This window comes from Clostridium sp. DL-VIII (assembly GCF_000230835.1).
GTDB lineage: Bacteria > Bacillota > Clostridia > Clostridiales > Clostridiaceae > Clostridium.
Window position 1 is genome coordinate 4,228,654 of record NZ_CM001240.1, and the last position, 26,015, is coordinate 4,254,668.

Here is a 26,015-nt window from a genome sequence, read left to right on the forward strand (position 1 = left end):
TAATATACAAAAAAACACGCAGTAATTTTATTCTGCGCGTAAATATTATCTTTATTTAATACAAATTTATTTTCTTGATCCTTTTATAATCTTAAAATTTATTATTGCTGTTTTGAAAACTCCCGCGAAGCCTTCCTAAATTCTGTTGGTGTTATGTCTTTCTTAGCAGTAAATTGTTTTATAAAATATGTATCATACTCAAATCCAGTAGCATTTGCAATTTCATTTAAACTCATATCTGTATGAGTCAAAAGATCTTCAGCTACTTTTAAGCGATATGAAATCAAGTATCCTATTGCTGTACATCCATATAAATCTTGAAACATTCTATTTAATGACACTCGATTCAAATGAGCATATCTTGTTAAATCTTCTAAAGTTATTTTATCAGAATAGTTTATGTATATATATTCTAAGGCTAAGTTAACAGGCAATTTTTCGCTATGGTGGTTAAACTCCTCAAGTAAACCAAGGATTTGTATTAAATACTTTTTTATTCTGCACACCCAAAGAGAATCACTCTGTGCATATACTTCAGTTCCCATAATAAAAAACCACTCATATAATTTTGGATAGGCTTTCTCAATTGCAGTATATACCCCAGTATTAATATTATCCTTTTTAAAAAGTGAAAGACCTCTTTTTATCTTTAGATTAGTTGACAGATAGCCATTAGTTTCTGAAAAATGAGCTGTATTAAAAAATTCAGGATGAAAACAAAATGATTGAGAAGCTACATTACACTTTTCAAGAACTTGTATTTTATCCTCCATCGATAAACAAAGGATACTTGGAGCTGCAATTTTTATAGAACTATCATTCAATTGTAAATGCATACTTCCACTCGTAATAAAAGTTATAGTTAAACGATCCCTATAAGGAAGATTTATAAAATTTTCATTTGCAATAAATTCAATATATACAGTTCTATTCTTGTGACGATCCACCTGTGGCATAAACATTCCTCCATTGGGCACATTAAAATAAATAATTAATTCAAACTGCCATTGATATTTTTCATTAATTAAGGGCAAATAGTTTTATTATCTTTCTAACTATACTTTTACAAATAGTATAGTTAGAAGCTTCATTTATCACATTGTATCATATTTTCTAAATGATAAACTATTATTAAAGAACTAAATAACATTTTCTAAATAATACGTATTATTAATCACTGAAGAAAAGCTATGATTAACTAATTTCACCATAGCTTAATGAAAGGAGAATTATTATGTCTATTGAAAAATTCAATATCCAAGTATCTGATGAGGTACTTAATGATTTAAAATACAGGCTCTCGCATGTACGCTGGCCTGATCAAATAGAAGGCTCAGATTGGGAGCGAGGTACTGACATAAATTATTTAAAATCACTTGTTTCATATTGGAAGGATGAATTTGACTGGCGTGCACAAGAAAAAGAATTAAATCGTTTTTCTAATTTTCGCTGTAATGTGGATGGGATAGATATTCACTTCATACACGAAAAAGGTAAAGGACCTAATCCAACACCAATTATACTTACTCATGGATGGCCTGATAGTTTCATTCGTTATCAAAAGATTATCCCCCTTCTTACTGATCCTGCAAGTTATGGAGGTGATCCTAAAGACTCTTTTGATGTAATCGTCCCTTCACTACCTGGCTTTGGTTTTTCTAGTGCTTCAAAACATAGTGGCATGAACAATTATAGTGTTTCTGAGCTTTGGGTTAAACTAATGACAGAAAAGCTTGGCTATAGTAAATTCGCTGCTGCAGGAGGAGATATGGGTTCAGGGGTTACAAGATACTTGGCACTAAACCATCCAGAACTTCTAATAGGAATCCATCTAACAGATATCGGTATTATTAGAAATCTTACGGCTTCTCAGAATGAGTCAGAACTTTCAGAGGAGGAATTACAATATGAGAAAAATGCCTCTGAATGGGTTTCAAATGAGGGAGGTTATATGTCTATTCAATCTACAAAACCTCAAACCATCGCCTACGGACTTTCTGACTCACCTGTAGGTTTGGCTGCATGGATTATAGAAAAATTCCGTGGCTGGAGTGATTGTAATGGTGATTTAAATAAAAGCTTTAGTAAAGATGAACTTCTCACTAATATAATGATCTACTGGATCACAAATACTATACGCTCATCAGCAAATGCATATTATGAAAATGTACATTCATTACCACCAATGGGACACATAGATGTACCAACAGGTATAGCCCTTTTCCCAGCTGATGTATTGCTGCCACCCAAAAAATGGGCTATGAATCATTTAAATGTCACTCGATGGACTACAATGCCTAGGGGTGGACATTTTACTGCTATGGAAGATCCTGAACCTCTCGCTGAAGAAATTCGCTCATTCTTTAAAGCTTATAGATAAAAAATTTGGTACGCAATACTCCTTCAGAGAAATATTCTAAGATATAAATTAAAGCCATTAGAGATTTGCTTTTCTCTATGGCTTCAATTTTATAGAATACCCATCTCATATATAACTTAAAACTGTCTTTTGTAAATTACATAAGAAATGACTGAGTTATTGTCGGCCGCTTCCTATACATAAATTATTCATATATTAGGATTTTTAAGTCCTCTTATTAGAAGCTTTACAACAGATTGTATGTTTTGTTTTCGATCTGGATCTTCAAATGAGCTTGGATATATAAAAACACTTGTTGCAAGATATACTGCTCTTGCCTCTTGACAAGGGGATTCTGTAAAAAATATGCCTTCTGTAATTCCTTGTACTATAATCTTTTCAATACAGTTAATTCCCTCTTCTTTGCTCTTCTCTATCACTTCCATTGAGCTTTGTGCTAATTTTATGTAATTTGCAAACATTTCCGGATCATTGATAGAACTGTGATGTTTAGCCTCAACAAAGCTTTCTAGTAAATTACTAAGTTTAACATCTGCAGGACTATCTTCTTTTAATATGTCATTTGACGGAGCATGCAAATGCGTAAGCCAACGCTCAGTAACAGCATTCCATAGGGCTGTTTTTCCATTATAATATCTATAAATAGCAGCGTGGCTTACTTTCAATGATTTTGCTACATCAGTGATATTCGCTTTATCTGGTCCGAAACGGCGAATGACTTCTTCTGTTGCATCAAGAATTATTTCTTTATCTAAGGAGATCTTATCCAAATTTATCACCGCTTTCTTATTTTATTTTTAATTATATCATTTTTAACTTTATGTTTCAAATTACATTGAATGTAACTGATTTTTAATTCAAGGTCTATTGATACTTCATTGGTTTTAATAGCTCTATTTAAGTCAGCATGTTTATTATATATACTTGTGACAGTGTTTAGTATAACTTTGAATCTCTAATTCCTCTTAAATGAAAATTCATTTTATCACAAGTTACATACAAAATAACTTGTAACTTAAAATATATAATGATATAATCACATTATAAGTTACGTATTGTATAATCTGTAACTTATAATATTATAAATATAATTAACTTGAAAGGTGGAATTTAATATGCGTATTTTTGTTACAGGCGCTACAGGATTTATAGGCTCTAAAATCGTTGAAGAACTACTTGGTGCAGGACATGAGGTAATAGGTCTTGCTAGGTCAGATTCATCAGCTGCGTCGCTTACTGCTGCTGGAGCTACAGCTCATCGTGGATCTTTGGATGATCTAGAAAGCCTTCGCAGTGGAGCGTCTTCAGCAGACGGCGTAATTCATGCAGCTTTTGATCATGACAATTTTATTACAAATTTTGCTGCTTGCTGTGAAACTGATCGCCGCGCTATAGATGCACTCGGCAGTGCACTTGCAGGATCCAATAAACCATTAGTGGTGACATTTGGAACTGCCGGCATCAAGCCTGGCTTCTTACTAACAGAAGATGATAAGGCTAGTTCAAGCTTAACTGCAGGTCCTCGAACTGCTTCAGAAACATTGACACTTTCACTGGCATCTAAAGGTGTACGTGCTTCAGTAGTTCGTCCTGCTCCGATAGTATATGGTGATGGTGAACGATATGGCTTAGTTACTATGCTTATTGAAATAGCTCGCAACAAAGGCTTTTCAGCTTATGTAGGCGATGGTTCAAATCGCTGGCCAGCTGTTCACAGACTTGATGCTGCTAAGCTTTACAGACTAGCACTAGAACAAGCACCAGCTGGGTCAATATTTCATGCAGTAGCAAATGAGGGAATACCTTTTAAAGAAATCGCGGAAGCTATCGGCCGTCGCCTTAACCTGCCAGTTAAATCTATCTCCTCAGAGGAATCAGTTAATCATTTGGGAGGACCTCTAGGTCAGCTTATTGCTGCAGATATTCCTGCATCCAACGCTTTAACTCAAGAAAGACTTGGATGGCAGCCTACGCATTTTGAACTAATTCAGAATATTGCCATGGAGTAGACATTTACAATAAGAGCTTTTTTATTTCAGAAAATAGCACATTATTAAAAGAATATATGCAAAAAATGGACTGCAATATTAGCAGTCCATTTTTGTAAAAACTCCACTTATTTTTTCCTTAGTATCATAATTGGGTACTCTAAATTTCAGCCTCAGTAATATTCTTCTTTAAACATTCTTTTGTAATATTTTTGTCATTTATTATTGAGGCTTTAATACAATATGCTCTTCTTTATCTTCCCATTTAATAGTGAAACTTACTTCTTCATTTTCCCTTGGTATTGGGCCAGTACCGCCTCCACTTCCCAAATCAGCATGTCCATCTTCATTAAGCATTATACCTGTGGATTTACCACTTTCGCTACCAGCTTTATATTCAAACGTAATAGGACCCACGGCATTTATATCAGACATTTTATACTTGATTTCTGGGAATGTCCAACTGTAACTATCATAATGAATCGCCTTTTCATCTTGAAACCAATGTTCGTAGTATTTAAAAGTAAAAGTTCCCTCCCAGTTTGCACTTTCTCCTTTATATACTTTCTCTTTACCATCATTTAATTGCTTAAACACTGTAGAAGAAATTGTGCTTATCAGTTTATTAATAGGTGCATACTCCTCCTCGGTTTTTGGTAATTCATAAGGAATATAAACAATAAGTGCATTCTTAGCTTTAAAAGGAATTTGTTCTATAGAAAATGGATTGTTAAACTTATCAGTTTGTCTTAGTATTTCATCTCGTTCTAAAAAAGACTTGAAAATATATATTAGAAGTGTATCCTTCCTATCTCCTATATTAAAAATAGCAGGTTTTATTTCATTTAAAGCAAAATCCTCTGGAGACTTTAACTTATCTTCTTTGAGAATTAGACCTCCTTTATTAAATGTACTAATTATTGTATTTAATGATAAATAATTATCCGTAGAAGCTCTATTTGATTTATATTTTAATACTCCTATAGTTCCAAATATAATTATTATTATAGTAACTAAAACTCCTATTTTTAATCTCTTCGTCCTCTTTTTTAAAGTGTTAGCATTTTGTAAATCTTCCATGCATTTACTCACCTAACTCTCCTCCCAAAAATAAGCCTTTATAACTATTTAAATACATCTACAAATTTAATCCAATAAAAAATAACACAATCCCAAAATTTATAATCCCTAACAAATCTTACTATTACGTCCTTTTATCATCATACATATTTACTTTCATAATATTAGAAAACTTTGCTATCATAAATTGATTATAACATATTTTGTAAAAAATATGCTAATTAATATTATATATTCCAATTAACCTATTAATCTCCTTATAATATCCTCAAAGGAATTTTTCTGCTTAGTAATTCTAATGGACTTAATTTCTTCTATGTCTCTATAAAATTTAAACATTAAACCTGCAGTGGTAGCCTCAGCCATTGTTAGTATCCTCGAAGTAATCAGACGAAACCTTACACTCCTGTTTTTCACATGAGAATGCTTCCTATATATATTTATAGCTCTTTTGCTATTAGAAATAATATATTGATTTAAAGAATTAAAATATATTCCTCCTTCTTTTATTTTGAATTCATCATAATGTATATGCATTCTAATTACCCAATTCTCATAACTTCTGTGATTATCTAATAAATTAACGTTAGCATGCTGTGGAACTGTCAAGTCTTGAATTAAATGACAAGCTGCCCCTAAATAGAACATCGAACTTCTAATATCACCATGAAAATAATCATCAAGAGCTTTTGCGTAGTATGATATGCATTCCTTTTTTGCATTGCTGCTTCCATATAGTCCTTTGTCCTTATGTGGATTATAAAAATGATTATTGCTTTTTAGATCTTGATCAGCCCAAACTACTCCTGCATTTATATCATCTATATATAAGTTCATAAGTTTATGCGCTTCTATATGTCCATCATTTTTTAATATTATTACGGCCTGAACATTTATGAATTTATGAACTTTACACTCAGTCTTTATTATTTTTTTCTTTATAGGATTTACAGCTTTTAATATGCCTTTAAATACATATGAATAAGATTTTTCTAGAGTATCCATAATCACCATTCCTATTAATATACTTATGCTAAAGTTATTATAAACATAAATCTGACTATTATCCGTAAAGAATCTAATCTTTTAATATAAATAATTTTATTATATTGTATTTTTAAACATCCTATTGGGCAAAATATATATATGTGGATTCAAAAGAATAATTCATGGAGGTATAGTTATGTTCGATAAATATAAAGATTCTAACAAAAATATCAAAATTAATGATATGAATGCTGTTACAGATAGCCATCTAGATTCTATAATCGCTTATGGTCCCTATAATTTAGGAATAGTTGATATTGAAAAGAGACCTTCATTAGATAGTACTTCAATAAAAGACTTAACTAAATAAAAAAGCCAATCTTATGCATTAACGTCATAAGATTGGCTTTTATACTTAACTCTTAATTACTTTTATCTATATCTAAGATTGTTTGTAATAATACATTTGCACCCTTCCAGCAGTTTTCAACAGGTGTAAATTCCTTTTCACAGTGACTGTGTCCATCTTTACTTGGAACAAAAATCATTGTAGTTGGAATCACATCTGTAATGAATTGTGCATCATGGCCTGGACCACTATACATTCTCATTGAGGAGTATCCATATTCCTTGGCGTTCTTTTCAACATAATCTATAAATTCAGGATAATAATGAACTGTCTTACGTGACCATGCTTCCTCATAGCTTGCTGTACATTTCTCAACTACCTTAGGAATAGCTTTAATAATGCTAAGAACCTGCTTAATCACTTCTGGATCTTGATGCCTAGCATCTAAAGTGAACTTTACGATGTCAGGAATAACAGTATGAATATTTGGATGCGCTGAAATCTTTCCTGTTGTATATACTAGCTTACTGTCAAGTTTATCAAGTTCATCATGGAGATATTGAATTGTTTTTACTGCTGCATATAACGCGTCTTTTCTATATTTCATTGGTGTTGTTCCTGCATGATCAGCCTGACCTACAAATGTAAATTCGTAGTTAATCATACCGCAGACACCTTCAACAACGCCTATATCAATTTTCTCATCTTCTAAGACTGGTCCTTGCTCTATATGAAGCTCTACTAATGCCATATATTTTTCAGGAGTCATTCTATTAGAAGGCTCTCCCATATATCCACTAGCTTCTAAAGCTTCTTTAAATGTAACCCCTTCTGTATCTGTAGATGCAAGCATTACATCTTTATCAAATTTTCCTGTTATGACTCCTGATGACATCATTGCTGGTTCAAAACGAGCACCTTCTTCATTAGTCCATATAACTACTGTTATTGGATGTTTATGAGGTATTTTTTCTGTAACTATGGTTTCTGCTGCCTCTAAAGCAGTAAGAACACCTAGAATACCGTCATAATTTCCTCCTTGTTTAACTGAATCCGCGTGCGATCCCATCATAATAGCTGGTAAATCTGCTTCACCTTTAATTGTTGCATAAATGTTAGCCATATCATCTGTCTTTATTTCCATTCCAAGGGCTTTACACCTTTTGCAAAATTCTTCTCTAGCTTCTAAAGCTGCTGGAGATAAAGATAATCTTGTTATACCTCCATTTCCTGTATCACCAAACTTGCTAAAAGTTTTAATTTTATCGTCCATTCTTTCAATATTACATGTAATCATATCAATATCCTCCCTTTAAATCCGTTTAATCTATTTAAAAAACTTTATTTTTTTATTACTCTTTTGGCTGGTGAGATTGCATTAACTGGACAGACAGTAGAACATAACTGACATCCAACACACTTATTTGCTATAAGCATAGGTTTGTTTGTCTTTTCATCCATTTTTATAGCCTGATGCCCTCCATCAAAACATGATAAATAACATCTTCCACAACCTAAGCACTTTTCTCTATCAAATTTTGGATAGCATATACCGTCTCTTTCAAGCTCGTCTGCTGGAACGATATTAGGTAAGGCTTTCCCAATTATTTCACCTACACTTTTATAACCTTGTGAACTTAAATATAATTTCATTCCACCTATCAAATCATCAATAATCCTATAACCATATTGCATAACTGAAGTAGTTATTTGTAGATTTTCACAGCCTAAAGCCAAAAACTCAGCTGCATCTACCCACGTTTCAATACCACCCATTCCGCTTATAGGTGCATCTTTTAAATCCTCACAGACCTTCATATTATGAATAAACCTTAATGCTATTGGTTTTACTGCCTTTCCAGAATACCCTCCAACGCTTGACTTTCCTTCTACATTTGGTGCAGATTCAAAGCTCTCCAGATCTATATTCATAATACTCTTAATTGTATTAATAGCAGCAATTCCTGTAGCTCCTGCTTTCATTGCAGCCATTGCTGGTATTTCCATGTTGCCAATATTAGGTGTCATCTTTGCAAGTATTGGCAAATGAGTTCCTTTTCTAGTTGCCTTAGTATACAAAGCAACTAATTCTGGATTTTGTCCAACGTCAGAGCCTAAACCTTCCCCTGTCATATGTGGACACGAGAAATTACATTCTATGATATCAGCTCCTGCTTCTGTCATAAGCCTTGCAAGCTTAGTCCACTCTTCCTCATTCTGTCCCATAATTGATGCAACAATGACTTTAGTTGGATAATCTTTCTTTAACTGTTTTAAAAACTGAATATTTTCTTCTAAGGTATGATCTGAAATCTGTTCTATATTTTTAAAACCTATAAAAGGTAAATTTTCCTTAGTTAAAGCTGCGAACCTTGGAGAAACTTCTTTTGGTACAAACATACCGATAGTTTTAAAAGCTACTCCTGCCCATCCCATATCAAAAGCCTTAGCCACCATCTCATAATTGCTTCCAACTACTGATGAAGAAAGGAAAAATGGGTTTTCAGTATGAACACCGCAAAAATCTATAGATAAATCAACATCTTCCTCTTTTACTTTAGGTTCAGCTGCAATTGCTTTCATAATTTTATCGATTGGTACTGGTTCATTAATTTTTCCTTTTAAACATGCTTCTTTGCATGGTTTTCCTTTGCAAGTCTCACAAGGAAGCGGATGTGGCAGTTTATTCACTGCCCCAGCCTTGTTTTCAAATCTTAAAGAACGAATAATGTTATCCGCCTCAAGCATGTGGGGACAAGCTTTACTACAAGGTGCTTCATTGCATAAAAGACACCCTGACACATATTCATTAATAGAAATATCCTTATTAAATAAACTACTCATTTCCATTCCTCCTAATTATCTGCCTGTTTAAGCATTATCAAAGAAATAACAAGTAAGTAACCTTGCCTATTTTCTTTCATACGCCTTACTATTTACGTCCTACTCTCTTTACAAATTGTCCAAACCCTGGCTTTCCAACAAAGTTTCCATCATCATATACTAAATTTCCACGTACAAAGGTCTTTACTGGATATCCGTGAAGTTTCTTTCCTTCCCAAATAGTGTGATCATAATCTGAATGCATGTTATCTACTGAAATTGTGAAATCTTTATTTGGATCATAAATTACAATATCTGCATCCTTTCCAACTGCTAAAGATCCTTTATCTGCACAGCCAAATATTTTAGCTGGATTAAACGAACACAATTCAACTGCACGATTAAAAGTTATTTTCCCTTCATTTGCTGCTGAAAGCATATAAGGATATAAGTTTTCTACCCCTGCACAACCATTAGGGATCTTTGTGAAATCATCTTTTCCCCAGTCTTTTTCATAGCTTTGGAATGGACAGTGATCTGTAGCTACAGTATCTATAGCACCTGATTCAATTGCCTTCCAAAGTGCATCCTGGCTCTCATGACCTTTCATTGGAGGTGAGCATACAAAGTTTCTTCCATCTTCTCTCTTATATACATCACAGGTAAATTCCAAATACTGCGGACATGTTTCTATATAAATCTCATGACCATCATTTTTTGCAGCTATAGCTGCTTCCAAGCCTTCTTTGTCTGCCATATGAACTATATATAATGGTGCTTCCACCGATTTAGCCCAGTGAATTGCCCTCTTGTCAGCTTCTGCTTCTACAAATTCTGGTCTGCTTAAATAGTGATACCAGGCTGAAGTCTTGCCCTCTTTTAAGAATTTTTCAATATTCAAGTCAATTACATCTGGATTCTCTGCATGAATATTAGTAATAGCACCTGTTTCTTTTGCTTTTAATAATATTTTGACCAAAGTCCCATCGTCTACCATCATGCCTTCCTTCTTATATACTAAGAAGCATTTAAAGCTTGTAATTCCATAATTAACAGCAGCTTCAAATTCATCTAAAATAGCGCCGCCATTTAAGTCTGTTATACAGCAGTGAAATGCATAGTCTACGCAGGCTTCAGCATCACAGATATCTTTTCTTGACTCAATGGTTTCAATTATCCCACTTCCTTTTCTTTGCATTGGATAATCAAAAACTGTTGTAACACCACCACAAGCTGCTGCTCTTGTTCCTGCAAGATAATTATCTGCTGAAACTGTTCCTCCAAATGGCATTGCTAAATGTGTATGAGCATCAATGGCACCTGGTAATACTAACTTTCCCTTTGCATCTACTACCTTAGCACCTTCTTCAGAAAAACCAGTTCCTATTGCTACTATTTTTCCATTATTTACACCTATATCAGCTATATAAGACTCTGATGGTGTTACAATAGTCCCATTTTTAATAATTAAATCCATAAAAATTCTCCTCCCAACCTTTTTTAGTTATAAGTGACGAGTTATGAGTGATAAGTTAAGGAAGAAAAGCCTTAAGTTTTTCAAAATTATATTTCTATAATCTTTAAAATTTAAATTAAAAATTTTTAAACCTGACTTAAAACTTCTATCCTTAACTTAATAACTTGTCACTAATAATTCATAACTTATAATTTATAGCTCATAACTATTTTTCAGCTTCATCCAAATATTTTGATGTAAATGTAGTATCATCAACTACTGGATCTTTAGCTAAATCTTTATTGTATTTCTTTAAGAAATCCCCTGTTTGTTTAATAGCATTCATATCGATTTGTCCGATCTTTGAAGTATCAAAACCTTCTGGAGCTACAAGTTTTGCAACTTCTTTTGCCATGTATACTTGGTGATCTAAAGATACTGATTTATCAACATCGTAAACTGTCTTTCCTGCTGCTTCTGGATCTTTAACTGCATCCTGCCAGCCTTTGATTGAAGCTTTTAAGAACTTAACTAATAAATCTTTGTTTTTAGATGCCCAATCAGAATTTACAAATAGACAGTCTTCCATCATTGCAACGCCTTCATCATTCATGTCTATTATGTTTAAGTCGTCTTTGCTTGTTCCACCTTCAAGTACTAACCCTAGTTCGTTATATGTCATTGCTGAAGCTGCATCTACAGAACCTTCTTTTAGCTGATCCATTGTAAAGTCTTGTTGTACAAGCTTTAAATCTTTCTCTTTGTCTAGATTATATTTTGCAAGTAGTGCAAGAAGTTCATATTCGTTTCCACCAAACCAGTTTGCAACTTTTTTACCTGCTAAATCTTTTGGTGAAGTAATTCCCTTTTCTTTCTTAGATACTAGTAACATACCTGACTTTTGAAAGGTTTGAGCAACCTCTTGTAAATTATAGCCTTGAGCTTGATATGTCATTAAACTTGATACCCAGCTAACTCCAATATCTGCTACGCCGTTATATACGTTTTGTTCTGGAATAATGTCACTTCCACCTGGAAGAATTTGAAGATCAATTCCTTCATCTTTATAGTAACCTTTTGCTGCTGCCACATAGTATCCCATAAATTGTGATTGTGGAAGCCATTTTAATTGAAGTGTTACTTTTTGAAGTCCTCCATCACTTGTCTTTGCCGTGTCACCTGAATTTGACGAGCCTGATGAGGATGAATTAGATCCACATCCTATAAGCATTGCAGTCATCATCATTATCATTGTAAATAAAGCTAATAATCTTTTTTTCATAATTAAATTCCTCCCTATTAAATAAAATTTTTATCTTTGTGAAGCATGCCATTTTATAGCTCTGCGTTCTACCAGTATAATTATTGAGTATAGAACAATACCAATTACAGCTGCCATAACTATGTAAGACCACCCCATTGCCATCATTCCTTTTCTTAAATTATCTTTTACTCCAAAGCCAATACCTGAAGTTGATGAAGCAAAATATTCACTTATCATAGCTGCCATTATTGCTGCGGCAACATTAATTTTCAATGCTGTAAATATACTTGGAAGACAATTAGGCAGACGAAGTTTAAAAAATATAATTTTATTGGATGCTGCATAAGATTCTAACAGATCCTTTGAAAATGGTTTTAAGTCATTTAAACCACGATAGGCATTAATTGCCATTGCAGCCATGCATACAACTGTTACGACTCCAACCTTTTGTGCAAATCCACTGGTAAACCAGCGATTCATTATAGGCGATAATGCAACAATTGGAATTGCATTAAAGGCTGATATTACTGTAAGTCCTGTATAACCCCACTTTGGAAACTGAGTAGCTATAAGAGCAACAATAAAACCAATTATGCAGCCTAAAGCCATTCCCACTAATGCTCCTGATACTGTAACCGAAGTATCATATATCGCTTTAGAAAAATTACTCTGCAGCGTTTTTACTATCTGTGAAGGTATTGGTAGTTGAAAAGGCTTAAAACCCAAGGCACTATGGATAAAACCTAATTCCCAAATAGCTATTATTAAAATTCCAAAGCCTAATGGCCATAGAACATTTTTAATTTTTTCTCCCATATATTGATCCCCTTTCTTTAAGAAGTATTCCAAAACTAATAATTTCTAATACAATTATCTCTTTACGCGTTTTATGTAATTTGTTTTCTCCAAGGCATACAAATTTTTTCAGCTAAGATAACAATGAAATAACTAATAATACCCATAAGAGCACTTGTCACCACTGAAGCCCAAAATACATCTTTTGTTCCTGAATATAAAGAATAAAGAAGCTTTACTCCAATTCCTCCGCTTGAGCCAAGCATATCTATTAAAATAGAAGCTGTAATTGACATTGGTGCTGCTATTTTTAAGCCTGCAAATAAATATGGAAGAGAATATGGAATCATAAGTTTGTAATAAATGCTCTTTTTCTTTGCTGCGTAAGAATATAGTAATTCTTTCTTTTCGCTATCAACACTGTTTAATCCACTTAACATATTTATGGATACTGGAAAAAACGTGATGTAGGCTGCAATTATTATTCTTGATGCATCCATATCTTTTACAAGAGTGAAGATAATAGGCGCCAGCCCTAAAACAGGTACCATTTGCGATACAATAAGGTATGGCAAAGATATTTTTTCAACAACCCTTGATAAACTCATAATTATTGCTAACACAACCCCTATGGCTGTTCCAAGAGCAAAACCCATGACTGCTCTTGAAAAAGTCAATCCAGCTGCTCCCACAAGTTCTGTAAAATTTTGAGTAATTGATATTACAACCTCATGAGGATATGGCAATTTTGATGCTGCCATAGGATCTTTAGCTATTTTGTCTAGAAAGAAAGCAATTAATTCCCAAACTAGAATAATTCCAATAGTCCAGACTAAATTAACCTTATATTTTTCTTTCTTATCTATCATGGCTACACCCCCTCAAAGCTATTTCGAATCTTTGTTATATAATCATAAAATTGTGTTGTTTGTTTTGATTCCATGTTTCTTGGTCTTGGTATATCAATATCAATTACTGCTGAAACACGTCCAGGATGTGGTGAAAGCACTACCACTTTATCTGATAAAAATACTGCTTCTGAAATATTGTGAGTTACAAATATTACAGTCTTTTTTGTTTTTGTCCATATATTAAGTAAGTCCTCATGAAGCTTCTCACGTGTAAATTCATCTAAGGCTGAAAATGGTTCATCCATTAAAAGTATTTCTGGATTAATTGCAAGTGCTCTGGCAATCCCAACTCTTTGCTGCATTCCTCCACTAAGTTCATAAGGATAATGTTTTCCAAAATTCGTGAGTCCAACTAAATCGAGCATTTCTGTAACTCTTTCTGTACGCTTAGGCTTAGGCATTTCTAAAAGTTCCATAGGCATACATACATTTCTTCTAACTGTTCTCCAATCATATAAAACTGGGTTTTGAAATACTATTCCATATTTTTTTTGTAATCTTATATCTCTCGGAGTTTGTCCTCTTACCGTTACTTTTCCACTTGAAGGCTGAAGCAGATCAGCTATTATTCTAAGTAAAGTTGTTTTACCACAACCTGAGGGTCCAAGAAGTGAAATAAATTCGCCTTCCTTAACTTCTAAATTTACATTTTTAAGTGCTGTTACTGGCTCACCTCCATTTTTATCTTGGTAAACCATACTTAAATTTTCTATTTTTATTTCTATATTTTCTTCCATTGAATTTGGAAGTTCAGTTTTATTTATCGCTGTATTCATCAATTTAAACCTCCTTTTCTCAAGTTAACAATTTGTAGTTAACAATTAACAATTTTGAATTAAAGCTGCTAGCTTTCTTTCAATTAAAAAACGGCGCAAAACTTTTTAGGTTTTGCGCCGTTGCAATTGTTCTATATTTTTTAATAATCTAAGAAAATTTTATTATTAGTTTTTATTTAATTTCTACCATAGCTGACTATATATTTTTAATAAATCCTCTTTTGTAACCTCTTTTATTGTATTAGATGGACTTCCACTGTCAATGGCATCTTGGGCCATTTTATTTACTACTGCATCAAAATCTTCTTTATTAATTCCATATTCCTTTAAAGTAGGAATTTCGCATATATCACATAGTTCTGTAAGTTTTTCTAAAAAAGCTTCTGCTGCTTCTTTATCACTTTTTGTTTCGTCTGCTGCACCTATTGCTCTTCCTATATTTCCAAAACGTTCATATGTTCCATCTAAAACATAAGTTAAACATTCCTTTATAAGCATAGCGTTTGAAATTCCATGAGCTACATGAAAATTAGCTCCTATAGGTCTACTCATTCCATGAACTATTGTTACAGAAGAATTATTTATACATATCCCTGCCTCATAAGCTGCTATAGCCATTTCTTCTCTTGCCTTTTTATCTTGACCATTTAAATAAGCTAGAGGTAAATACTCAAAAATTCTTTTAATAGCAGCTAAAGCAAAAGTATCTGTTAATGGGCCTGCTTTTTTAGAAGTATATGCTTCTACTGCATGTGTAAGTGCATCCATTCCAGTTGCTGCTGTTACGCCTTTTGGTGCTGTGAGTGAAAACTTAGAATCAATAACTGCCAAATCTGGTAGCAATGCTTCTCCCTTTAGAAGCATTTTGATATTCTTCTTTGAATCTGTGATTACCGTAAATTTTGTAGCTTCCGATCCTGTGCCTGCTGTAGTTGGAATTAACACCATTTTGGGGAAATCACCTTCTATTGACTTTCCCATATAATCACATATCTCGCCTTCTAATTTTGTCATTGCTGCAATTGCTTTACCACTATCTAGAGGGCTTCCTCCACCTATGGCTATTAAGAAATCACACTTTGCTGCCTTATACGCTTTTACACCACTTTCAGTCATAACTTCTGTTGGTTCACCTGTAATGTCATTAAACACTTCAAAATCAATTTCCCATTTAGTTAAGCAGTCTGTAAGGATTTTAACTGTCCCCGCTTTAGTCACATTTTTTCCTGAAACTATAAATGCTTTTTTTCCAAAAGTCTTTATCACATTTTCACTGGCTTCTAATGCGTTATCTCCAAGAATTGTACGTCCTGGTAAACTAAATTCATATGCCATCTAATTCACCTCATCTAAATATATTCTTTATCTACGATGCTTAACACCTCATCGAATTTTGCAAGTTCTTCTTCTAATTGTTCTTTAGTAATTATTAACGGAGGAGAAATTAATATCATATTCTCATGAGAGTAAGTCATAAATTCTCTTTCTTTTAAAAGACCAATTATTTTTCCCATTATTCCTTCCGGATCTTTGCCATATGGTACTAATGGTTCCTTAGTTGTTTTATCTTTTACAAGTTCAACTGCTGAAAATAATCCTATATATCTTACATCTCCAACACTTGGATGAGAGGCTTTCATAGCTTCTAATTTTTCACCAAGCACTTTACCTACTGTATTAACATTTTCTAATATATTTGCTTCTTCATAATAATTTACTGTAGCAACTCCTGCTGCACAAGCTAGAGGATGTCCACTATATGTTAGACCACAAGATAACAGATTATCGTCGAAATATTCTGCAATTTCTTTAGTTACAACAACACCACCAAGCTGAACATATCCGCAGGTAACACCTTTTGCAAAAGTAACTATATCTGGTTTTACATCAAAATTTTCAAAAGCAAACATCTTACCAGTTCTTCCCCAGCCTGTCATAACTTCATCGCAGATCATAAGTATATTAAATTCATCACATAATGCTCTGATTCCTGGAAGATATCCTTTTGGTGGAATAATTACACCATTTGATCCTGTAATAGTTTCAAGTACTATAGCTGCCACACTATTTGGTCCTTCATAAATAATTTGTTCTCTAAGCTTTGCTAAATAATATTTTGTAGCTGCTTCTTCAGATTCAAATTCAATTGGTTCTCTATAAATATATGGATCAAAGAATTTTATAAATCCTGGAATTCCTGGTTCTAATGCATATCTTCTAGGTTCTCCTGTTAGGTTTCCTGATCCAAAAGAAGATCCATGATAGCTGCGGTAACGGCTGAAAACTTTTGTCTTTCCAGTGAACATTCTTGCAATTTTTATAGCATTTTCATTTGATTCTGCACCAGCATTTGTGAAAAATACCTTTCCCATGTTGTCAGGCATTAGTTCAACTACTTTTTTTGCAAGCTTTGCTCTAGATTCAGCTCCATAAGATGGGCCTATAAAGCAAAATTTATCAACCTGTTCTTTAATTGCATCTCCTATGGCTTTATTTCCGAAGCCTAGATTCATATTTACAAGTTGTGATGACATATCTGAATAACGATTTCCATCATAATCCCAGAAGTAAATTCCCTCAGCTTTTTCTATTGGAATTGGATTTATATTTCTTTGCTTACTCCAAGATTGCAAATTATATTTTTTTAATGTACTTTTAATTTCTTCACTATTCATTTTAAACACTCCCCTTACTTTACTTATGCAAATAAAAAACGGAACTTATTCAAGTGAACAAGCTCCGTTGCTGTTTTCCTATATAAATTCGTTTTTTCTTTAACTTGTATTTATTATATAATGGCTTATACTCCGTTTCAACAAATAAGTGACTAATCTTATTTGTGCAGTTGCACACTTAACTTAATTGAGAGTTATAAATTATGAACTCATAGTAAAAAAAGGCTGGGCTGCTCTTCAATTGAAACACGCCTCACCTTTTTTCGTTTTTATACCTTATCATATCTTTAAAGCTAATATATCTTCAACATCTAAGCCTGCCTGCACTATTCCTTTTGAGTCTTTTCTTGAAACAGCTACATACTTAAAATATCTATTATCTAGGTCTCTTTTCTGGAAGTTTTGTGTAACTATAGAATTCCTATCTTCAAGGACTTTTCTAAATACATGTGATTGAGATGTTTCGTCCTCTGTAAATCTAAAGCCCATGGCTGGAGCATTATTAGTCATAATTGTTACCCCATCGTCGTCGGTTATATAAACTTCTGATATTCCATTTTCTTCACAATATTTACTTATATTATTTTTATTTAAATCTCCTTTCACTAATTTCTCAGAAATCATCCTGCATTTACTAACAAGTTTATCTGCTATTATATTTTCAAACTCTTGAGTAAACTTAAGCATGTTTTCTATGGATTTTAGCATATTATTGCAGCTTTCAGCATTATCATTTTCTAACTTATTTTGATACTTAATATCTTCATTTATTAAATCGAGTTCAGCCATGAATTCTTCGAAGAAGTTTGAAACATCCTCTGAAGTTGTTTTAATCTCTCTATTAAAATCTAATCCTTCTTTAATTTTTCCAGACACCGTATGTATAGATGTTGTTATTTCCATAATTTCACTATTAATATCATTAAAATAATTTTTAATTGAATTTGTTGACTCATGAGCTTCTGTCCTCTTTTGAGATAATATGCTCATAGCATCAACCACCTCATTTGTCCTTGTATTTATTTCAGATATGTTGCTTTTAATATTTTTTGCATATTCAGAACTTTCATCAGCCAATTTGCCAATTTCAGAGGCTACAACCGCAAAGCCCTTTCCTGCCTCTCCAGCTCTTGCTGCCTCAATAGCCGCATTTAATGACAGCAGATTAATATTAGAAGAAAGTTTATTTATTAATTGAGCCATATCATCAACCCTATTGGTTATACTTGATAAACTCCCCATATGATTTGTTAAATTTTCTATATGTACATTCATATCCTCAAGTATATTAACCGCAATCTCAACTGTATTGCTTCCTGATTTTATATTATTTTCTGTATTATTTGCAGTTTCACGCGCATTATTAGATAAATTATATATTTTTTCTTGAGAATTGTAAGTTTCTATTGATAGTTTATTTAATTCCTCCAAATGCCTGAGGGTTGATTTAGATTTCTCATCAAATTCAGCAAACTTGCTTTTTATTTCTTCAGACGTTTTTATAGATTCCCTGCAGGATTTATTTACATGCTTTACCTGCTCTGAGATTTCTGTTGATGATTTTAAAGTACTATATACCCAAAACAACAGCTTCTTAGTTATTTTTATAAACTTATTATTAATTTCTTTTTCATTTGTTAGATCAAATGAAAAATTTCCTGAAACTATTTTCTGAACTGCCATATCATATTCACTTTTAAGTTTTTTACTCCTCCAATTTTTTATTATAAGTAATCCCATTAATACCAGTATTATAATTAACTCTGCTAAATTTAAACTATTAATATTCATCTTTATCACTTCCCTATTCTTTATATTTTAATACTCTGGTAACTCATATACTCTTAACTTTAAAAGTTTTTTTATACAACTCAATTAAATTCTCACCCTTTCATCTTTAATTCCACTTTTTTGAAGCTTTTTGATTTAAAAAAGGAGCTTATTCTATGAATAAGCCCCTTTGCTACCTTTTTCCATTTGTAATAATATAAATTATACACATATTTTTTATATTTTTAAGCAGGCAAATGACCATATTAATCTGTGCACATGCACACTTAGCACATGAAAATAAATAATGAGTCCAAAATATCCTTGCAATCGGACTTGTTTTTATTTGATAGTGCCTTAACTTAATTATGAGTTAATAGTGATGAGTTACAAGCTATTGTAAATCTATAGCAGATCTTTAATATAAAATCCTAAATAGAACCTTAGTTTTTCTTCTAAATCTAACGGGTTATATCCCGTAATCTTTTCAACTTTTTTCAATTGATTGTTAACTGTATTTCTATGAATATACTGCTTTTCTGCTACAAGACTCTGGCTCCCATTGTTTTCTAAGTACATATACATAAAATCAACTAAATCAGTATTGTTTTCTTTATCATATTTTTCTAATTTCCCTAAAGTATCTTCGTAATATTCTTTTAGCACTTCTTTATCCTTAGAATTTAAAAGCAGCTTATAAATATCAAGTTTTTTATAATAAATAACCTTCTTGTCTTTCTTTTTTGCCATCTTCATAGCTGTTAATGCCTTATTAAAATTCTCATCCTGCACTTTAATATCATTTAAATTTTCACTAATGCCTAAATGTATTTCCCACAAACCATCATCCCAATTCTTTAAGAAAGTGTTTACAAAATTATCAATATCATAATCACTATAATCTACAAGAACTAAAATGCAACAATCATTATAGGAAAATGAAATATATAATTGATGAATACTTCTAGCAATTCTTTCTGAATACATCTTTATTTTTTTCATGTTATAATCTTCATCGCTATTCTGACTGTTCTCAAAAGATATTGCAATAAAACAGAAACGGCTGTCTCTTAAATACCCATATCTCTCCATCTGTAAAATTAATGTATCTAAATCACCTATCTTAAAAATTATGTTTTTAATTGTAGTTGCAATACTCGCTTCTGTCTCATCGCTTTTCATAATCCGATAACATATATCTCTTGTTACATCTACCATCCGTGTTTCCCATGGAATAGTATAAAGCGGCAAATTGACAGCATCACAATATTCTATTACTTTTTGTGGTATTGATTTTGTATATGGTCCAATATTTACAACAAAAGCACTCGTACCGACACTATATAGCTTTTTTGCATATTCTAATAACCATTCATCATTAGTGTTTAGAATACCAGAAGTAAATACAACTTCCTTTCCATGAAGAAACTCACTAATCTCATCGTTTTCAATAATATGAACCCATTCCACAAGATTATTGAGCCCCTTTTGACCAGCTAACAATTTCATCTGATATAAAACAGCTCCATTTCCAAACAGTTTTCCTACAGTAACTGACATTTTTCTTCACCACCAATGGATAAAATTCGAAATTTTTTATGCTTATTATATCACAAATAAATTTTTTTAATAACTAAGATTTTTATTTTACAATTTGAATATATAAAAAGGATATTTTGATAATCACCAAAATATCCTTTTTGTTTTCATATTTACTTTACGAAAAAATTAATATACATGCTGCAATTAACAAAATACAATTGTTTATATGATCTATAGCAAATTGCAGTTTAAATCCTTACAGAGTCCATTAAAATGTATGGATTTAATTAGAATCTCCATATAATATCAGCAATTATAATTCTTCAGATAATTTACTTAACAATTTTGCAGTAGATTCTAAATTTTCAATTGAACCTGTTATTTTTTCTATGGCTGCTAATTGTTTATCTGATATATTATTAACATTAATCACTTTGTTATTTATTGTTTTTACAGCACTTGATATGTCTCTTATTACTGTTTCAATCTTTCCTATAGACTGATTGGATTCACTTGATAATTTTCTAATTTCCTTTGCGACAACATTGAAGCCTTTTCCTTGTTCTCCCGCTCTTGCAGCTTCAATTGCAGCATTTAATCCCAATAGATTTGTTTGGGAAGCAATTCCCTTTATAAATCCAACTATTTGATCTGTATGATTGGCCATTTCATTAGCATTATTTGTTTCATTAACTATTTCTGAATTCATGCCTGCTAATTCTTGAAAGCCTGCAGAAATATCACATATTCCACCCGATATTTCTGATATTGATCCAATTAATGTTTCTGTAATATTAGTTACTGAATTTTTCTTAGATAAACTTCTACCAATAGCAATTGAACCTACAACCTTATCTTCTTCCTTTATTGGAATCATATATGATTTAAAGGCTACACCTAAGAAATCTTCAGGAATTACTTCAATTAAAGTTTTCCCAGCATTCATAGCCTTTACAACAAAATCTCCGGCAGGATCTCCTTCTTTAATATCAAACTGTATTTCCTTGCTTCCTTTGTAATATAATACCTTCTCTCTGTCTGTTAACATTATTTCAATATCATTATCAAAGAAAGTCTCAATATATGGAATTGCATCATAAATACTATATAATGCACTACTTCCAAAATCATTTTTTAACATTTAAAATACCACCTTGTATGTATATAATACTATTTAATATGTTATTTTGAAATTATCTATTTATATATTAAATAGCCGTTACAATTATAGTACATGCATAAGGAAAGTTAAAGCTAAAGTTAAAATTTATTTAAAATGCCTAATGTCATTATCTTTTAAACTATCTAATAATTATCATTATAATTTTATTTCTTCTCCAGCTTTTACTATTAATCTATTTGAAGGCTGGAATTTTTCAGCTACCTCTATATCAAATAATTCACCAGGTTTTGTATGAATTGGTATCGCGTATTTAGCCTTTATTATTTCTGCACACTTTTCTGCTTCTTTTACATCCATATTGTAAAAACCATCGCATGGTAATAGCGCATAATCTATATTTTCATTACACAAATTTGTTTTCATATATTCTGTTGTTGAAGTATCCCCTGCTGCATAAATTTTCACACCATCAGTTTTAATTAAATAACCTACACATTCATTTATATCATGATTTTTGTTATAAGCTGGAACTGCTTCTATTTCTATATTTTCGATAGTTACATTCTTATATTCTCCATTTATAAGCATAGATTCTGCCCTTAGAATTTTGCAATCTTCTTTTTGAGTAATTAATTCCACGTTTGCATGATCCCCATGTTCATGTGTAACCAATATAATATCTGCAGGAAGTTCATATCCTTCTCCTGCATATGGATCCACATAAATAACAGTTTTATTGTCTGTTACAATTCTAAAACTTCCATGTCCTTGATAAAATAATTTTGCCATTTTAAACCACCATCCATTTACAACTATATTTAAAGTAATATTTCTGTAATTTTGTATAAAACTCGAGACTAGCTGCAAGTAACTCAAGATTAAATTGTATAGATAAAACCTTATTACTTTTCTCCTGTAAAGTCAATAACCATCTTCATCTGATGATAAGTCTATCTGATTCACTTGGCGATAATTTTAACATTTTAATAGAAATAAATAGACAGTATATTGACTACATTGGAATAATATGCTATCGTAATTTTAGACAGTATATTGTCCAACTAAGGAGGAGATATTTTATGGATAACTATAAAGCGCTTTTTTTAATACAACAAATATACGCAACTTTGTTTTCGCTCACTAATAAAATTCAAATTAAAGGTGATGAATATTGTGAGCCTTTAACTAGCAGACAGCTTATGGCAATGGTTGCTATTATCCATTTGCCTGAAAATGAGACAACTCTAAATAATATTGCTAAAAAACTAGGTACAACAAAACAGAGTGTAAAACAATTAATTACTAATTTAGAGAGCAAAGGATATGTCCTTACTGTACCAAGCCAATATGATAAACGTGCAGTTAATGTAAAGATTACTAAAGCTGGAACAGATGCCATGATGATAGGTGCCGAAAAATCGATGGAGTTCTTTGGTATGCTTTCTAAAGGCTTTTCCATTGAGGAAATGGAAATCTTATGGACGCTATTAAAGAAATTATATAGATTTGATGGCGAAGAACAAGACGGTTTTGAAGAAGAAGCTGAATTTGACATGGGTAAGGATACACAAGAAATACAAAAGAGAGCATTAAACGAATTTGAAAGAACAAGAAATGAAAGAAAATAAAAAATTTAATAAATAAGGATGGTATAGTATTATGAAAAATTATATATCTAATAACTTTCAAGATCTTGATGATTTCTTATCTGAATACATGAAGAAATGGAGAATCCCTGGAATGGCAGTAGGTATTATTAAAAATGATGAATTAATATACTGCAATGGATTAGGCCTTAGTGATGTCAACAAAAATTTGAATGTCACAGAAGATACTTTATTTGCTATAGGTTCTGCAAGTAAATCTTTTACCTCACTATCAATAGGTATATTAGTAGATGAAGGTAAACTTGATCTTGATACCCCTATAAAAAAATATATGCCTAGTTTTGAAATGCAAAATAAATATGCTGAGGAACATCTTACATTAAGGGACATGCTTTGCCATCGTTCTGGATTGCCTAGACATGATATTTTATGGTATACCAACCCTTCTTTAAGCAGAAAAGAGCTGGTAGATAGAATTAAATACTTGGAATTTAGTAAAGATTTCAGAGAAACATGGCAATATAACAATTTGATGTATGCTACAGCTGGCTACCTTGTTGAACTAGTTACAGGAATAACCTGGGAAGAATTTGTGAAATCAAGAATTCTTGAGCCTCTTGGTATGAACAGCACAAATTTCTCAGTGGATGTTTCAAAAAAGTCTTCTGATTACAGTAAGCCCTATGCACAAAAAGGTGAAGAAATTAATGAAATAGACTTTAGAAAACTAGATGCTGTTGCTCCTGCTGGTTCTATGAATTCAAATTTGACTGATATGTTAAAATGGCTTAACCTTCATTTAAATAAAGGTAAAGTAAACGGAAAACAGATTATATCTGAAAAAACTATAAGCGAGTTACATTCACCTCAACTCCCTTGTGAGCTAATCCCTTTAAAGTTTGATGAATTACAATTTTCATCTTATGGCTTAGGCTGGTTTGTTGAAGCCTATAGAGGAAGAAAACATGTTAACCACGGCGGAAATATAGATGGATTTTGCTCCTATACAAGCTTTCTTCCAGATGAGAATATTGGCGTAGTTATTCTTACTAATTTAAATAATCCTGTCTGTGCAATGCCTATAGCATACCATATATATGACAAGCTTTTAGGATATGACCATAGTGATTTTAGTGAAAAACTACAAGCTGAAGCTGAAACGATGTTAAAAGCAATGAAATCTGCTACTAAACCTACAAAAATCTCTAAAAAAGAAAACTTATCTCCGTCCCACTCCCTTGAAGAATATAAAGGTATATATGAAAATCCAGGATATGGTTCTTTAAAAATCGAAGTGAAAGATAATAGCTTGAAATTAATTTATAATAATATGGAATCTACACTTAATCATAAATGCTATGACATTTTTACCATGATAGTGATGGAATCCTCCTTGATTGATGTGACCTTTAATTATGATAGCACAGGAAATATTAAAAGTGTTTCAATACCTTTTGAGGAGGCTGTAAAAGAAATTTTGTTTATGAAATGTAAATAAGAATACTATAAACATCACATGTAACATTAATATAGATATCTAGCTTTAAAATTAAACTTATGTGGTAGCTTACCGAAATCACATATATTTTTATTCCTCAGGACTTGTGAAATTTTCGCTGGAAGATTCTAAGTGGAAGGATGTACCCATTACTGCATGTTCCCGAAGCAAGTTCAAGACAAGCAGTAAATGGAACAACCTTCCACTAAGAACCTTAAGCAGCTCAATTTCACATGCCTGCTTCACAAAAATATATATGATTTCTAGTATAGATACACACAAGTTTAACTTAAATATATATGTTGCAATTATCTTTTTACATTTTATATTCTGCTATTTACTTAGCCTGCAAATGTTTTAAATGTAATTTTATTATTACAACATACATAGAGATAATTATTCTATATATTAAGTAAATTTATAATTTGTTTATCTATATAAATACTGAATCTTTTCTAAAAGATTTACATATATTCATTCTTTTATTGATTATACTATATCAATACAGTTTAGTTTTAAGGAGAACATAAATTGATTTAATGACTTTGCTTTGATATAATATTATAAAAAACAAGGAGGATACAAATGTTTGAAAAAGATAGCTACGAAGAAGATGTAAAGTTATTCAAAAAAGTTACTTCTACAAAAGCAGACGAATTATTATCTAATGAAGACTTCGCTGTTGTTTATATTGGTCGTGAAACATGCCCATTCTGCCGTAAATTTGCTAAAAAATTAAGTGGCTTGACTAGTAAAATTAACACAACTATTTACTATGTGGATAGTGCTGATTTTTCAGATAACTCTCTTAACTCATTTAGAGAAAAATATAATATTGTAACTGTACCAGGATTTATTGTTAGTAAAAATAGAGAAATAGAAGTTCGTTGCGATTCTTCAATTCCAGAGGACGAAATATTAGATCTGTTAAAATAAATAATCGATTATTATATAAGGTAATTAAATTTGTTAAGGATAATTTAATTACACA

23 protein-coding genes are annotated in these 26,015 nt (G+C 31.9%); 6 read left to right on the plus strand and 17 right to left on the minus strand.

The genetic code is table 11. The features are described 5' to 3' along the window. Positions 1 to 101 precede the first annotated feature (101 nt). A complete protein-coding gene (locus CDLVIII_RS19510; protein ID WP_009171194.1) occupies positions 102 to 956 on the minus strand; it encodes an AraC family transcriptional regulator in 855 nt (284 codons plus the stop codon). 278 nt (positions 957 to 1,234) lie between these two features. On the opposite strand from CDLVIII_RS19510, the gene CDLVIII_RS19515 reads away from it, so the two are divergent. Beyond that, the gene (locus CDLVIII_RS19515) at positions 1,235 to 2,380 is read left to right on the plus strand and encodes an epoxide hydrolase family protein (RefSeq protein WP_009171195.1); all 1,146 of its coding nucleotides are present in this window, start codon (positions 1,235 to 1,237) and stop codon (positions 2,378 to 2,380) included. A gap of 188 nt (positions 2,381 to 2,568) precedes the next feature. Here the strand turns inward: CDLVIII_RS19515 and CDLVIII_RS19520 are convergent, their stop codons facing one another. Continuing rightward, positions 2,569 to 3,159, minus strand: a complete 591-nt coding sequence (locus tag CDLVIII_RS19520) for a TetR/AcrR family transcriptional regulator (RefSeq protein WP_009171196.1) — start codon at positions 3,157 to 3,159, stop codon at positions 2,569 to 2,571. Positions 3,160 to 3,495: 336 nt separating this feature from the next. Between CDLVIII_RS19520 and CDLVIII_RS19525 the strand changes: the two genes are divergently transcribed. Further along, on the plus strand, positions 3,496 to 4,389 hold the full coding sequence (locus tag CDLVIII_RS19525) for an SDR family oxidoreductase (protein ID WP_009171197.1): 894 nt from the start codon (positions 3,496 to 3,498) through the stop codon (positions 4,387 to 4,389). 201 nt (positions 4,390 to 4,590) lie between these two features. Here the strand turns inward: CDLVIII_RS19525 and CDLVIII_RS19530 are convergent, their stop codons facing one another. Continuing rightward, entirely contained in the window at positions 4,591 to 5,460 is an 870-nt protein-coding gene (locus tag CDLVIII_RS19530; RefSeq protein WP_009171198.1) for a hypothetical protein, read from the minus strand. Positions 5,461 to 5,688: 228 nt separating this feature from the next. Continuing rightward, complete coding sequence (locus CDLVIII_RS19535; protein WP_009171199.1) at positions 5,689 to 6,453, minus strand: zinc dependent phospholipase C family protein; 765 nt, start codon at positions 6,451 to 6,453, stop codon at positions 5,689 to 5,691. 178 nt (positions 6,454 to 6,631) lie between these two features. Between CDLVIII_RS19535 and CDLVIII_RS31500 the strand changes: the two genes are divergently transcribed. Then, positions 6,632 to 6,805: a hypothetical protein gene (locus CDLVIII_RS31500; RefSeq protein ID WP_009171200.1), complete on the plus strand. Its 174-nt coding sequence runs from the start codon at positions 6,632 to 6,634 to the stop codon at positions 6,803 to 6,805. A 52-nt stretch (positions 6,806 to 6,857) separates the two neighbouring features. Here the strand turns inward: CDLVIII_RS31500 and CDLVIII_RS19540 are convergent, their stop codons facing one another. The 13 genes from CDLVIII_RS19540 to CDLVIII_RS19600 all read right to left on the minus strand — a co-directional run bounded on the left by CDLVIII_RS19540 (position 6,858) and on the right by CDLVIII_RS19600 (position 22,708). Then, positions 6,858 to 8,081: a Zn-dependent hydrolase gene (locus tag CDLVIII_RS19540; RefSeq protein WP_009171201.1), complete on the minus strand. Its 1,224-nt coding sequence runs from the start codon at positions 8,079 to 8,081 to the stop codon at positions 6,858 to 6,860. A 44-nt stretch (positions 8,082 to 8,125) separates the two neighbouring features. Further along, entirely contained in the window at positions 8,126 to 9,628 is a 1,503-nt protein-coding gene (preA, locus tag CDLVIII_RS19545) for an NAD-dependent dihydropyrimidine dehydrogenase subunit PreA (protein ID WP_009171202.1), read from the minus strand. Positions 9,629 to 9,716: 88 nt separating this feature from the next. After that, entirely contained in the window at positions 9,717 to 11,084 is a 1,368-nt protein-coding gene (gene hydA, locus CDLVIII_RS19550; RefSeq protein ID WP_009171203.1) for a dihydropyrimidinase, read from the minus strand. A 205-nt stretch (positions 11,085 to 11,289) separates the two neighbouring features. Next, the gene (locus CDLVIII_RS19555; protein WP_009171204.1) at positions 11,290 to 12,345 is read right to left on the minus strand and encodes an ABC transporter substrate-binding protein; all 1,056 of its coding nucleotides are present in this window, start codon (positions 12,343 to 12,345) and stop codon (positions 11,290 to 11,292) included. A 30-nt stretch (positions 12,346 to 12,375) separates the two neighbouring features. Further along, positions 12,376 to 13,143, minus strand: coding sequence for an ABC transporter permease subunit (locus CDLVIII_RS19560; protein ID WP_009171205.1), 768 nt, complete (start codon positions 13,141 to 13,143; stop codon positions 12,376 to 12,378). A gap of 71 nt (positions 13,144 to 13,214) precedes the next feature. After that, the gene (locus CDLVIII_RS19565) at positions 13,215 to 13,991 is read right to left on the minus strand and encodes an ABC transporter permease (protein WP_009171206.1); all 777 of its coding nucleotides are present in this window, start codon (positions 13,989 to 13,991) and stop codon (positions 13,215 to 13,217) included. A 2-nt stretch (positions 13,992 to 13,993) separates the two neighbouring features. Then, positions 13,994 to 14,809: an ABC transporter ATP-binding protein gene (locus tag CDLVIII_RS19570; protein ID WP_009171207.1), complete on the minus strand. Its 816-nt coding sequence runs from the start codon at positions 14,807 to 14,809 to the stop codon at positions 13,994 to 13,996. A 183-nt stretch (positions 14,810 to 14,992) separates the two neighbouring features. Next, positions 14,993 to 16,144 carry an iron-containing alcohol dehydrogenase gene (locus tag CDLVIII_RS19575; RefSeq protein ID WP_009171208.1) on the minus strand — a complete coding sequence of 384 codons (1,152 nt, stop codon included), beginning with the start codon at positions 16,142 to 16,144 and terminating at the stop codon, positions 14,993 to 14,995. A gap of 14 nt (positions 16,145 to 16,158) precedes the next feature. Beyond that, positions 16,159 to 17,484, minus strand: coding sequence for an aminotransferase class III-fold pyridoxal phosphate-dependent enzyme (locus CDLVIII_RS19580; RefSeq protein ID WP_009171209.1), 1,326 nt, complete (start codon positions 17,482 to 17,484; stop codon positions 16,159 to 16,161). 279 nt (positions 17,485 to 17,763) lie between these two features. Beyond that, positions 17,764 to 19,275, minus strand: coding sequence for a methyl-accepting chemotaxis protein (locus CDLVIII_RS19585; RefSeq protein ID WP_009171210.1), 1,512 nt, complete (start codon positions 19,273 to 19,275; stop codon positions 17,764 to 17,766). 384 nt (positions 19,276 to 19,659) lie between these two features. Then, the gene (locus CDLVIII_RS19590; protein ID WP_009171211.1) at positions 19,660 to 20,814 is read right to left on the minus strand and encodes a PucR family transcriptional regulator ligand-binding domain-containing protein; all 1,155 of its coding nucleotides are present in this window, start codon (positions 20,812 to 20,814) and stop codon (positions 19,660 to 19,662) included. Positions 20,815 to 21,109: 295 nt separating this feature from the next. Continuing rightward, positions 21,110 to 21,937: a methyl-accepting chemotaxis protein gene (locus tag CDLVIII_RS19595; protein ID WP_009171212.1), complete on the minus strand. Its 828-nt coding sequence runs from the start codon at positions 21,935 to 21,937 to the stop codon at positions 21,110 to 21,112. A gap of 177 nt (positions 21,938 to 22,114) precedes the next feature. After that, entirely contained in the window at positions 22,115 to 22,708 is a 594-nt protein-coding gene (locus tag CDLVIII_RS19600) for an MBL fold metallo-hydrolase (protein ID WP_009171213.1), read from the minus strand. Between the two features lie 290 nt (positions 22,709 to 22,998). On the opposite strand from CDLVIII_RS19600, the gene CDLVIII_RS19605 reads away from it, so the two are divergent. The 3 genes from CDLVIII_RS19605 to CDLVIII_RS19615 all read left to right on the plus strand — a co-directional run bounded on the left by CDLVIII_RS19605 (position 22,999) and on the right by CDLVIII_RS19615 (position 25,960). Continuing rightward, positions 22,999 to 23,547: a MarR family transcriptional regulator gene (locus CDLVIII_RS19605; RefSeq protein ID WP_009171214.1), complete on the plus strand. Its 549-nt coding sequence runs from the start codon at positions 22,999 to 23,001 to the stop codon at positions 23,545 to 23,547. 31 nt (positions 23,548 to 23,578) lie between these two features. Then, a complete protein-coding gene (locus CDLVIII_RS19610) occupies positions 23,579 to 25,024 on the plus strand; it encodes a serine hydrolase (protein WP_009171215.1) in 1,446 nt (481 codons plus the stop codon). A gap of 585 nt (positions 25,025 to 25,609) precedes the next feature. Beyond that, on the plus strand, positions 25,610 to 25,960 hold the full coding sequence (locus CDLVIII_RS19615; RefSeq protein WP_009171216.1) for a thiol reductase thioredoxin: 351 nt from the start codon (positions 25,610 to 25,612) through the stop codon (positions 25,958 to 25,960). Positions 25,961 to 26,015 lie beyond the last annotated feature (55 nt).